The 11912-nt window shown below is 62.4% G+C and carries 10 protein-coding genes; 4 read left to right on the top strand and 6 right to left on the bottom strand.

All coding sequences use genetic code 11. The annotated features are described in order from the left end of the window. Nucleotides 1–22: 22 nt before the first annotated feature. The gene (locus ACTXGA_RS04175; RefSeq protein ID WP_443391873.1) at nucleotides 23–1228 is read left to right on the top strand and encodes an NAD(P)/FAD-dependent oxidoreductase; all 1206 of its coding nucleotides are present in this window, start codon (nucleotides 23–25) and stop codon (nucleotides 1226–1228) included. Between the two features lie 45 nt (nucleotides 1229–1273). On the opposite strand, the gene ACTXGA_RS04180 is transcribed toward ACTXGA_RS04175, so the two are convergent. Genes ACTXGA_RS04180 through iolD form a run of 4 tightly spaced genes read right to left on the bottom strand, consistent with a single transcriptional unit; the run spans nucleotide 1274 to nucleotide 5791 of the window. Then, a complete protein-coding gene (locus ACTXGA_RS04180) occupies nucleotides 1274–2104 on the bottom strand; it encodes a class II fructose-bisphosphate aldolase (RefSeq protein WP_443391874.1) in 831 nt (276 codons plus the stop codon). After that, nucleotides 2101–2943 (bottom strand): 5-deoxy-glucuronate isomerase, encoded by an 843-nt coding sequence (locus ACTXGA_RS04185; protein ID WP_443391875.1) that lies wholly within the window; start codon nucleotides 2941–2943, stop codon nucleotides 2101–2103. The genes ACTXGA_RS04180 and ACTXGA_RS04185 overlap by 4 nt, the downstream gene beginning before the upstream one ends. A 2-nt stretch (nucleotides 2944–2945) precedes the next feature. After that, entirely contained in the window at nucleotides 2946–3923 is a 978-nt protein-coding gene (gene iolC, locus ACTXGA_RS04190; protein WP_443391876.1) for a 5-dehydro-2-deoxygluconokinase, read from the bottom strand. Further along, the gene (gene iolD / locus ACTXGA_RS04195) at nucleotides 3923–5791 is read right to left on the bottom strand and encodes a 3D-(3,5/4)-trihydroxycyclohexane-1,2-dione acylhydrolase (decyclizing) (protein WP_443391877.1); all 1869 of its coding nucleotides are present in this window, start codon (nucleotides 5789–5791) and stop codon (nucleotides 3923–3925) included. The genes iolC and iolD overlap by 1 nt, the downstream gene beginning before the upstream one ends. Before the next feature lie 255 nt (nucleotides 5792–6046). Here iolD and ACTXGA_RS04200 point away from each other — a divergent pair, with 255 nt between their 5' ends. Continuing rightward, nucleotides 6047–7207, top strand: a complete 1161-nt coding sequence (locus tag ACTXGA_RS04200; RefSeq protein WP_443391878.1) for a Gfo/Idh/MocA family protein — start codon at nucleotides 6047–6049, stop codon at nucleotides 7205–7207. A 50-nt stretch (nucleotides 7208–7257) separates the two neighbouring features. On the opposite strand, the gene ACTXGA_RS04205 is transcribed toward ACTXGA_RS04200, so the two are convergent. Both ACTXGA_RS04205 and ACTXGA_RS04210 read right to left on the bottom strand, forming a co-directional pair. Beyond that, entirely contained in the window at nucleotides 7258–8262 is a 1005-nt protein-coding gene (locus ACTXGA_RS04205; protein ID WP_443391879.1) for a LacI family DNA-binding transcriptional regulator, read from the bottom strand. A 291-nt stretch (nucleotides 8263–8553) separates the two neighbouring features. Beyond that, nucleotides 8554–9582: a substrate-binding domain-containing protein gene (locus ACTXGA_RS04210; RefSeq protein WP_443391880.1), complete on the bottom strand. Its 1029-nt coding sequence runs from the start codon at nucleotides 9580–9582 to the stop codon at nucleotides 8554–8556. Between the two features lie 173 nt (nucleotides 9583–9755). Here ACTXGA_RS04210 and ACTXGA_RS04215 point away from each other — a divergent pair, with 173 nt between their 5' ends. Then, nucleotides 9756–10796 carry a sterol desaturase family protein gene (locus ACTXGA_RS04215; RefSeq protein ID WP_443391881.1) on the top strand — a complete coding sequence of 347 codons (1041 nt, stop codon included), beginning with the start codon at nucleotides 9756–9758 and terminating at the stop codon, nucleotides 10794–10796. An 85-nt stretch (nucleotides 10797–10881) separates the two neighbouring features. Next, nucleotides 10882–11850 carry a substrate-binding domain-containing protein gene (locus ACTXGA_RS04220; protein WP_443391882.1) on the top strand — a complete coding sequence of 323 codons (969 nt, stop codon included), beginning with the start codon at nucleotides 10882–10884 and terminating at the stop codon, nucleotides 11848–11850. Nucleotides 11851–11912 lie beyond the last annotated feature (62 nt).

The raw sequence follows: 11912 nt of genomic DNA on the forward strand, positions 1-11912 counted from the left end.
AGCGCTGGGTGATGGGCCGGACATGAAAGACAGCTATGACGTGGTGATCGTCGGCGGGGCGGTGATCGGCTCTGCCGTGGCCTATTACCTGACGGCCAACCCGGATTTTGACGGGTCGGTGTTGGTGGTCGAACGCGATGCCAGCTTTGCCCGCTCTTCGACCGCGCTGTCCTTTGCGTCGATCCGGACACAGTTTTCCAACGCGATCAACGTGAAGATCAGTCAGTACGGCGCTGAAGTCATTCGTGATTTCGGTGGAGTGATGCAGGTGGATGGGGAAAGGCCGGATCTCAATTTTCACGCCGGGGGGTATCTGTTCCTTGCCCGGACTCCGCGGCAGGTCCGGATCCTGCAGGAAAATCACGCCGTGCAAAAATCCTGCGATGCGGAGGTCGAACTGTGGAGCCGTGACCAGCTTGCCGATGCCTTTCCGCACCTGCGGGTGGATGACATCGCTCTGGCCTCTTACGGGCGGTCCGGTGAGGGCTGGTTCAACAACACCGGGTTGATGAACGGGTTCCGGGCCAAGGCGCGGGCGCAGGGGGCGGAGTTTGTGACCGATGAGGTCACGGCAATCACCCGCGAGGGGAACCGGGTGAACAAGGCTGTGTTCGCCTCTGGCAAAGAGATTGCGGCGGGGACAATCGTCAATGCCTCTGGGCCGCGAGCCGCCCTGACCGCGCGTATGGCAGGGTTGGATATCCCGGTGGAGCCGCGCAAGCGGACGGTATTTGTCTTTGACTGTGCCAAGTCGCCCGAAGGGTCGGCGCAGGTGAACGCAGGCCGCCTGCCGCTGATGATCGACCACACAGGTGTCTTCTGCCGGCCCGAGGGGCGCTATTTCATGGCCGGGTGTCGGCCTGACCCGGACCCGGCGGTGGATTGGGACGATTTCGACCCGCGCTATGACGAGTTCGAAGAGGTGATCTGGCCCGCGCTGGCCGAACGGTCTGAGGCTTTTGAGGCGATCAAGGTAGTAAACCACTGGGCCGGGCACTACGCCTACAACACGCTGGACCACAACCTTGTTGTCGGACCGCACACCGAGGTGAAAAATTTCATTTTCGCCAACGGGTTTTCGGGCCACGGGTTGCAGCAGAGCCCGGCGACCGGGCGGGGCGTGTCCGAGGTGATCATCTACGGTGGATACCGGACGCTGGACCTGAGCCCGTTGGGGTACGAACGGATCGCGGAAAAGCGCCCCTTCGTCGAGCAGGCCATCATCTGACAGGGGTGGCGCAAGGCCTTAAAGATTCTGTAAAACAAAGCATTGTCATGATTTCTTGATGTTTCGCAACACTTCCCTCGTGCGCGCGACCAGAGGGGCGTGGGTTTCTTTCAGGATCTGGACGCGGTCGAAGCGATCCGGATCCACATTCACAGCCTGCCGCAGTGCCGCACCAAAGGCCGTGCGCAGTTCGGTACCGATATTGAATTTGCAGATGTTGGATCCGTGGGCCAATGTGCGTCGTTGCGTGACCGGTACGCCAGAGCCGCCGTGGATCACAAGCGGCACCTCTGTGACCGCCTCGATGGCGCGGATGCGCGCCTCATCCAGTCCGTCCCCGGCGTTCTGTTGCAGGTGCACATTGCCTACAGAGATCGCCAGGGCGTCCACGCCGGTTTCGGCAGCAAAGCGGCGCGCCTCTTCCGGGTCCGTCCCGGCGCTTTCCGCGCCGCCGGAATAGCCAACAAAGCCGATCTCACCTTCGCAGGAGGCCCCGGCCGCATGGGCCATTTCGGCAATCGCCGCCGTTTCGTCGATGTTCTGCTGCAGCGGCTTGCTCGAGCCGTCGAACATGACCGAGGTGAATCCGCAGTCCAACGCCTCGCGGCAGTCCTCGACCGTGTAGCCGTGGTCCAGATGCGCCACCACCGGCACGCTAGCGGCATTGGCGAGGTGCCGGAACATGGCCCCGAGGATGGGCAGTGGCGTGTGTTCACGGCAGGACGGCCCGGCCTGCAGGATGATGGGGCAGTTTTCGGCTTCCGCCGCCTCGACAAAGGCGCGCATGTCCTCCCAGCCGAGCGTGACCACCCCGGCGACGGCATAGCCCTCGCGCAGGGCCGGTTGCAGGACATCCGACAGCGTGACAAGCGTCATTTGAATTTCGCGATCATGTCCTTGATGCCGGGGATCGTTTCGATCTGATAGGCATGGGTCGGCTGGAAATACTGCACCAGAGACCGTTGGCTGAGGCCGCCGAGGATGGTGAAATAGTACATCTCGTAGCCCGGCAGAACGCAGCAGGGGTGATAGCCGTTGTCGAGACAGATCGTGGAGCCATCGACGATGTGATAGGCGTCACCGGGCTTGCCATCCTCGCGCTGCAACATCTGCAGGCCCGAGCCCCAGTTCGGCTTGAAGCGGAAGTTGTAGGTTTCGTCATGCCGGGTTTCGTCCGGCAGGCGGTCGGTGTCATGTTTGTGGCTGGGAAAGCCAGACCAGCCACCGGCCCCGACAGTGAAGAGCTCGGAGACCAGCAGGCGGCCCACCTTGTCATGCTGTTTCTGGCCGAGGATGTGCTTGATCTTGCGGTGTGTCTTGGTGTCGTCCGAGCCGTATTGCACAAGGTCGATGTCCGCCACGCGCACGTCGAAGGGATCCAGCACCTTGTCGTATCTGGCCCCGGCGACAAAGACCTCGGCTGTGTCCGAGGTGCAGACCATCGTGGCCTTGGCCCCTGACGGCACATAGACGCCTTCGGGTTCGCCGTCCCAGACGTCCTCGCCCCGGTTGCCGAGGGCGGCAAAGCTGACACCTTCGACATCCACGTCCACCGTGCCGGTCGCGGGGGCGATGCAGGTTTCATAGCCGGGCACCTGGTATTCGAAGGCCTCGCCCTTCTTCAGCTTGACGATGTTGAAGTAATTTAGCGGCACCGTGGGGTTGTCCACGTCGACGATGGGTTTGTTGTGGTTGTCGTAAGGGGCGATATGCATGGTCAGACCTCCGTGGGACCGGGGTGATTGGCAAGAAATTCGGTAAGTTGCGCCGGTGTCGGCATGGAAGGGGCGCAGCCGGGTTTGGAGACGACGATGGCCGCGCAGGCAGAGCCCTGCAGCACCGCGTTGCGCAGGTCTTGGCCGTTTGCGATGCCGGACAGGAGACCGGACATGAAGGCGTCGCCCGCGCCGTTCGGTTTGACGGCGGTGACAGGATAGATGCCGGTGCGGATTTCTTCTCCGTTCCAGAAGGTGACAGCGCCCTCGGATCCCATCTTGTAGATCACGAGGCGACCCCCGGCGGCCAGGTCGCGCGCCTTGTCCAACCCCTTTTCGATGCCGCCCGCCATGAAGCCGAATTCTTCGTCGTTGCCGACGATCATGTCCGAGGCTTCTCCGGCGCGGGTCAGCACCTCCGAGGCGACCTCCGCCGAGGGCCAGGAATAGGGGCGGTAATCGATGTCGAAGATCACCGGCAGACCGGCAGCCTTGGCATTGTCGAAGGCACGAAAGGTGGCACTGCGGGATGGCTCTGCGGCAAAGACCGTGCCTGCGGTCACAAGCGCCGTCCAGTCGGCGTAGCGCACGCGGTCCATGTCCGCCTCGGTCACCTGGAAATCCACCGCGCCGTTGCGATAGATCACCAGTTGAAAGTCCTCCATCGTGCTTTCGTAGACCGCCAGAGAGGTGCGGTATTCACCGCCGACCGGTTTGCAGTATTCGGTGTCCACACCGTACCGTTTGAGCTGGTTCAGGCAGAACCGTCCGACCGCATCGTCGGAGACCGAGGTCACCAGCGCCGATGCGCTGCCCAGTTTGCACAGTCCGGCGCAGATATTGGCAGAGGATCCGCCAAGACCGCTTTCAAAGGTTTCGGCCTCTTCGGCCTTGGTGCCTTGGGGGGAGGCGAACATATCCATGCCCGCTCGGCCGAAGACGATGAACCGATTGCCCCGGATGGCCTCGATCAGCGGCATCAGACGCCCCTTCGCTGTTTGGAGCGGGAGGATTCCCAGTCCAGATGCGCGGCGCGAACCTTTTCGTCTTCGGTCACGTGGGGTGTGCCGACCTCCCACCAGGCGTGGCCCTGCGTGGTCCAGCCTTCGAAAGGGTCGACGTCCATCACGATGACATAGGTCTTGTCGCTGGCCTTGGCGCGCTTGAAAGCCTCGCCCAGTTCCTGCGGGTTGCTGACCTTTTCCGTGGCGGCCCCCATCGCGGCGGCATGGGCGGCGAAATCGACGCCAAACGCCTCGGGGATCGTCGGGCAATCGCTGAGAAGATTGTTGAAGCTTTCGTTGCCGGTGTTGTTCTGCAGCTTGTTGATGACGGCAAAGCCGCCGTTGTCCAGCAAGAGCACGATCAGTTTCTTGCGGCTGAGGACCGAGGAATAGATGTCGGAGTTCAGCATCAGGTAAGAGCCGTCACCGCAAAAAGTGATGGTGTCCTTGTCCGGCTCTTGTTCGGCTTGCGCGATGCGCGCGCCCCAGGCGCCTGCGATTTCATAGCCCATGCAGGAAAAGCCAAATTCCACGTCCACGGTGCCCACGTCCAATGTGCGCCAGTTGGCCGTGACCTCGGCAGGCAGACCGCCGGCGGCGGCCACGACACGATCGCGCGGGTCGCACAGCGCGTTCACCACACCGATGGCCTGCGCATAGGAATTCGGACGGTTGTCAGCGTGGGACGTGTTGTCGGCGACATAGGCGTCCCACGCCTTGCGCTGGTCCTGCGCGAAGGTGACCCAGTCTGCCGGGCCGGTGTGCCCCTTTAGGGCTTCGTTCAGTGCGGATAGCGAAAGTTTGGCGTCACCGACGACCGGCAGGGACCGGTGCTTGCCCGCATCGTGGCGCGCGGCGTTGACAGAGATGATGCGCGCGTCCTTGGCGAAGGCGGTCCACGACCCCGTGGTGAAATCCTGCAGCCGCGTCCCGACCGCCAAGATCACGTCGGCCTTTTCAGCAATCGCATTGGCGCTGTCCGATCCGGTCACGCCAATGGGGCCGATGTTCAGCGGGTGCGTGGCCAGCAAGTTCGCCCGGCCCGCAATGGTTTCGACCAAGGGGATCTGATGCGCCTCGGCAAAAGCGGTCAGTTCGGCCACGGCGCGGGAATACTGTACGCCGCCACCAGCGATGATCATGGGCCGTTCGGCTGATTTCAACAGCGCGACGGCATCGGCGATTTCCCCGGCGTCCGGGGTGATCCGGCGGATGCGATGGACTTTCTTTTCGAAGAAGACCTCAGGATAGTCATAGGTCCAGCCCTGCACATCCTGGGGCAACCCGATGAAGGCCGGGCCGCAATCGCCCGGATCCAGCAGCGTGGCCAGCGCGGCAGGCAGGGATTGGATCACCTGCGCAGGGTGACAGATGCGATCCCAATAGCGGCTGAGCGGCTTGAAGGCGTCATTGGCGCCAAAGGTCGGATCGGTGAAATTCTCCATCTGCTGAAGCACCGGATCGGGCAGGCGGGTCAGGAAGGTATCGCCACAGAGCATCAGCATCGGCAGCCGGTTGGCATGTGCCAGGGCCGCCGCGGTGGTCAGGTTCAGCGTGCCCGGACCGGCAGAGGCCGTGCAGAACATGAAACGTTGGCGCAGCCATTGCTTGGCATAGCCGGACGCCGCGAACCCCATGCTTTGTTCGTTCTGACCACGATAGAGCGGCAGCTCTTCGCGGTAGCCGTTCAGTGCCTCGCCCAGACAGGTGACGTTGCCATGACCGAAGATGCCAAAGCCGCCGCCGCAGACCCGCAGTTCCTGCCCGTCGATTTCGATGTACTGATTGGCCAGCCAGCGGACGATGGCCTGAGCGGTTGTCAGTTTGATCGTCTTGTCGGTCACGAATGCCTCCCCACAGTCGTCGCCATCGCGCGGGCCGCAGGTGATTGCCGCTTGCGCCGCGTCTGGCGCCAAGCTACAGAATTTGCAACCGGTTGCAAACGAAATCCGGGCAAGGGAGGGGACAGGGTCAGGACCGGGCGGGCAACCGCCTGTCGCAGACATGCGGGACCCGACGCCAAGCCGCCACTTTCGAAAGCCATCGGCACAGATCGGAAACGAGCTTGAAAGCATTGTCTTCAAACAAGGAATGAACGCATGGCAAAGCTGAAATGGGGGATGATCGGCGGCGGCGAGGGAAGCCAGATCGGACCGGCGCACCGTTTGGGTGCGGGTCTGGACGGCGCATTCGAGTTCACCGCTGGCGCGCTGGATCACCGGCCTGATGCGGGGCGCGCGTACGGCCAGCGTCTGGGGCTGGCCGATGATCGGGCCTATGGCGACTGGCGCGAGATGCTGGCCGGTGAACTGGCGCGCGAAGACCGCGTCGATCTTGTCACCGTGGCAACCCCCAACGCGACCCATTTCGAGATCGCCAAGGCGTTCCTGGAGGCCGGCTTCAACGTGTTGTGCGAAAAGCCGATGACGATGACCGTGGAAGAGGGAGAAGAGATCGTGCGTCTTGTCCAGGAGACTGGCCGGATCTGCGCAGTCAACTATGGGTACACAGGCTATTCGCTGGTGCGTCATATGAAGGCGATGGTGGCGCGCGGCGACCTTGGCGCGATCCGGTTGGTGAAGGCGGAGTTCGCACATGGCCACCATGCCGATGCGGCGGATGCGGACAACCCGCGGGTGCGCTGGCGTTATGATCCGGCGCAGGCCGGGGTTTCGGCCCAGTTCGCCGATTGCGGTATCCACGCGCTGCATATGGCCAGTTTCATCATCGGGCAGGAGGCGGAAAAGCTGTCTGCCGATACGGTGTCCTGCATCGCCAGCCGCGAGCTTGAAGACGACGCAATGGTGAACCTGCGGTTTGACGGCGGTGCGGTCGGGCGGCTCTGGACCTCGTCGGTGGCCATTGGCCGCCAGCACGGTCTGACCATGCAGATCTTTGGCGAAAAGGGAGGGCTGCGTTGGTCGCAGGAGCAGCCGAACCAGCTGTACTGGATGCCGCTGGGGGAACGTCTGCAAGTCATCGAACGCGGCGAAGCCGGTCTGTCACCCGAGGCGGACAGAACCAGCCGCGTGACCATCGGCCATGCCGAGGGGATGCCACTGGCCTTTGCCAATATCTACAAGGATCTGGCCGAGGCGATCCGGGCACAGAAAGAAGGCCGCCAAATGGATCCGGCGGCCAACCTCTATCCGCGCGCCGAGGATGGATTGCGGTCCATGGCGGCAGTGTTTGCGGTGGCTGAAAGCGGCAAGGCCGATGGCACATGGGTGGATGCCCGCCCGCCGATGTTCCGCGTCTGAATTGACCCTCGGGTGCGCGTCCGGGGCAGGGCGCGCATGCTGGTCTTTCCCTATTGATCCGGCTTGGGGCGCAGTGTCCTGCGCTCCACCAGTTGGCAGGGAAAGACCCGCGCCGCCGGACTGCGGCCCGGATCATCCAGCATTGTGACCATCAGTGCGACGGCCGCGTTCACGATGTCGGAGATCGGCTGTCGGATCGTCGTCAGTCCGATGTTCTGCCAGCCCGCCATTTCCATGTCGTTCAGGCCAATCAGGCCTATGTCGTCGGGCACCCTGCGTCCGCTGTCGCCGATCGCGGACAGGGCCCCGATGGCCACCACGTCATCGCCGCAGAAATAGGCCTCTGCCGGGAAGGCCTTCAGCAGATCGGCCATTGCCGCGCGCCCTTCGGCAAAGCTGTAGGCTCGGGCAAAAGACCGCGTGCAGGTGACGTCCGGATGCTCGGTCAGCACTTCGGCAAAACCGGCAAGGCGGTCCTCGGTTGTTGTCGCGGTCTCTGGCCCGCCAAGGAACCCGACGTACCGATACCCCCGTTCGATCAGCGTGCGGGCCGCCATGCGCCCGCATTCGACGTTGTCGATCCCGACCACATGGACCGTCGGCGCATCCGATGGGCGGCCAAAGGCATGCACCACCGCAATGCCGGCCTGACGGAATGCCTCGGCAAAACTTGCGGGCAGGGTCGAGGAGGCGACGACAACGCCGTCGACGGAATACTGCTTCAGCATGCGGACGGAGGCCTCTGGCGCATCCTCGTCCGACAGGTTCACTAGCAGGGGTCTCAGCCCGCGATCCTGCAGAGCCCGGGTGAAGCGGTCAAAGATTTCGAGGAACACCGGGTTGCGAAAGTTGTTGGACACCAGCCCGATCAGCTTGGTCCGTCCGGTCGTCAGCGAAGAGGCCAGCGCGTTCGGGTGATAGCCGAGGTCACGCGCGGCCCGTTCGACTTTTTCCCGTGTCTTTGCAGAGACCGAGGCACCCTTGGTGAATGTCCGCGACACCGCAGAGCGGGAGACGCCCGCGCGCTCGGCTACATCCTTCAACGTGATCGCCATTGGCGGCTGTGGTCTCCTGAAGTTGCGACGGCTATGCACCGCCGGGCAAGGGGTGTTGCGCCGGGCAGGCACAGCCAGGTCATCATGCGTCTTTGGCGCCGGGGGGCAAGCCCGACGGTCGGCTATGATGCGATGCGAATTTGCCCTGCGCTTGATGCGCGCAACCGAGCGGAACACAAGCGGCACAGGTCCAAGTCTGCAAGGTTTCCCGTCTACAGGGGCAGACACAGCCTTGGCCGAGCCCAGATGCCCGGTCGAAATGCTGACCGGTTCTAGCTCTTCGACAGAGCATCATACGTTTTCCGGAGTATAGATCTCAAAACTCAAGGCCACGCGTTGCGCACCGCCATCGGCACCGGAACGTTTTGCCTTGATCATTGTCTGGATCGTTTCGGTCGCGAGGGTCTGCATCGGATGCGAGATAACCATGCTGAGCGTGCCGTCGATCAGCGCAGAGCGGGTGGCATCGAACAGTTCATACGCAACAGTGACGAAATCAGAGCGGTGAGGCGCATCGCGCAGCGCGGCGATCGCGCCGGTGATCCCGCCACCGGACACGAACAGCCCGCAGAGGTCAGGATGCTCCTTCAGAAGGTTTTCGACCAGTTCGCGTGCCGCCGCAGCCGATTCATAGGTGGCAATCGGCTCCAGCAGGGTGAAAGCGTTGTTGTGTTCGCGGAAATAGGACCGGAACCCGCTCTCGTTCATTTCCTGATTCCGGTAGCGGTGGTTGCCGAGCAGGATGCCGATCTTGCCCGGCTGCTTGACGATATTGACAAAGGCCCAGGCGGCGGTTCGTCCGACTTTCCAGGCGTCCAGTCCGACAAAGCTGACGTTGCCGGAGGCGGACAGCGGGGCGATGATGGCGGTAACGGGCACGCCGCGCTCCATGACCGTGTCGATGGCATCGGCAATCAAGGGATGCTGCGCCGCGACCAGCGCGATCGAATCCACTTCGCTAGACAAGGCCACCAGTTGGGCCGCGACCTTGTCCGGCGAGAGGTCATCCATGTATCTCAAGGTCAGATCGACCGAGCAACCCGCCTGCGCCATGGCCGCCTGCCGAAGGGCTGTGCCGAGGTTGTTGTAGAAGGTCCGTCCCTCCTGTTGCAAAAGGATGCCGAGACGGTGGGTTTCCTGCCCGGCGCGCACTGCGTGCTGGAGCGTGCCAAGCCCGTAGAAACCGATTTCCTGGGCGGCGCTCATCACACGTTCGCGCGTCGGCTGGCGTACTGATTCCGGCTGGTTCAGAACCCGGTTCACGGTGGACACGGAAACGCCCGCCGCCTCAGCCAGATCCGGGATCGTCGGTCGTTTCATCGTGCATCCTCATGTCAATTTGTTTCAAATACAGGGCGTCATGATCTGTAATGATACGAAAAGCGCCTTTGTATTTGAGTTAGCTTGATTTGATCTGGATCAACCTGTCAAGAAAATCTGCATCGCGGTGACACCAATTCAGTTGTTGTCGTCGCCTCTGGGAGGGATGCCGAATGGACGACCTGCAATACGGCACCCGTGACAAGCGCGGCAATTGGGCGCCCAGCAAACCGCTTCAGACCGCGCCTTTCTGGGAAGGGCGCTGGGGCAAAATGGGGCATTTCGTGGTCGAGTACCTGTGGCCGTGGAACGCCTTTCACTTGGCGGTCACGCTGATCTACTGGTTCCTTATCATCCAGCCCAACCTGAACGAATTCGCAAGCTGGTCATGGAAGTGGGCTGCCATCCTCTACGCGGTCAACGCGGGCGGCATCTTTGTCATGTATGGCTCGATCGAGCTGTTCTACTACGTCAAGCGCATTCAGGGCACGCGCTTCAAATACAACGCCAAATTCCCGTCCGAAAATCCGTCTGACGTGTTCTGGTTCAAATCCCAGAACCTCGACAACTTCCTGCGCAGCTTCTTCGTATCCATTCCGATCTGGACACTGGTACAGGTGGCCTTTTTGTGGTGCTTCGCCAATGGCTACCATGCCTTTGCATGGCTTGGCTGGGAGCAGCACTGGCTGTGGCTGGTTGTGCTGACGCTGCTGGTGCCCGCGATCCACGAAATTCACTTTTTCTGCATTCACCTGCTGATCCATCAGGGCGCGCTCTACAAGCATATCCATTCGGTGCACCACAACTCGATCAACCCCAGCCCGTGGTCGTCCATGTCCATGCATCCGGTTGAATCGACGCTCTATTTCGCCGAGATGTTCTGGCATCTGCTGATCCCCTCCAACCCGGTCGTGGCCTTGTTCCAGCTGAATGCGACCGGCTATGGCGCGATCAACGGCCATATCGGCTTCGAAAAGCTCGAGTTCGACGGGGAGCAGGGCAACAAGGCGCTGAACAGCCATGCCTATGCCCACTACCTGCACCACAAATATTTCGAGGTGAACTACGGCGGCGAGGGGCTTGTCCCGCTCGATAAGTGGTTCGGCACCTGGCACGACGGCTCCAAGGATGCCGACGAGCATATGAAGGCCCGTTTCCGCGCCAAGAAGGAGCGCCTGAAGGCCAAGCAGGCCAAGGCGACCCTGGCGGAATAACCGGATCGGCCCGCGAGGAGGCGGGCCGGATGATCCCAATCTTTAACAATCGCCGCAACGAGCGGCACATAGGGAGGAGACCCACATGAAACTGATCAAGATCCTTGCCACCTCGGCGGTTCTGGCACTGGGCGCAGGCACGGCCTATGCCGAAGGCGCAAACATCTTCGTCATCGGTGGCAAGCCCGACGATCCCTTCTGGTCGATCGTCAAGAAAGGCGCCGAGGACGCCGGTCTGGTTGTCGAAGCTCAAGGCGGCAAGGTGACGTGGCTTGGCCCGCAGAACTACGACAACCTCGGTGTCGACGCCGCCGAACTGATCCGTCAGGCCATTGACCAGGGCGCGACGGGCGTCGTCGGCCCCAACTGGGTGCCCGAGGCGATGGACCCTGCCTTTCAGGCGGTTGTCGATGCCGGCATCCCGCTGGTGATCTACAATGCCGGTGGCATCGAGGCGGCGGATCGTCTGGGTGCGCTGAACTACGTGGGCGCGGTTGACTACAAGGCTGGCGTCGCGGGCGGCGAATGGTTGGGCAACAACGGCGCAAGCACCGGTCTGTGCGTGAACTCGCTGCCCGGCGCCGCGAACATCGAAGACTATTGCAACGGTTTCGCCGAAGGTATGGCCAACGCTGGCCATAGCGCCTCGACCATGCCGCTGCCCGCCACCGCGCAGGGCAACGTGACCGCCGTCGCTCAGGCCGTGCGCGCGCATCTGCTGCAGAACCCTGAGATCGACGCCGTGTTTGCCACTGCGAACCTCGACGCCGTCGGCATCGTGCAGGGCATCCAACAGGCGGGCAAAGCCGGTCAGGTACAGGTCTGCGGGATCAACTTCGACGAAGCGATCCTGAACCAGATCTCGAACGGGCAGCAATCCTGCGCCATCGACCAGCAGGGCTATCAGCAGGGCTTCTATGCGGTGTCGATCCTGAACGGCCACATCAACTATGGCCTGTCGATCCCGACGCGCGAAATCCTGACCGGCCCCGGCGTCGTCGATGCCTCCAACATCGCAGCCACGATGGCCGGCGCCAAGTCCGGCACGCGCTGAGCGTTGAAAACATGGGGTCGCGTTCGTCGCGGCCCCATCAAGGCAGGGCTGGCAAGTGCCGT

Origin of the sequence: Antarctobacter jejuensis (genome assembly GCF_052266595.1) — a bacterium.
Lineage (GTDB): Bacteria > Pseudomonadota > Alphaproteobacteria > Rhodobacterales > Rhodobacteraceae > Antarctobacter > Antarctobacter jejuensis.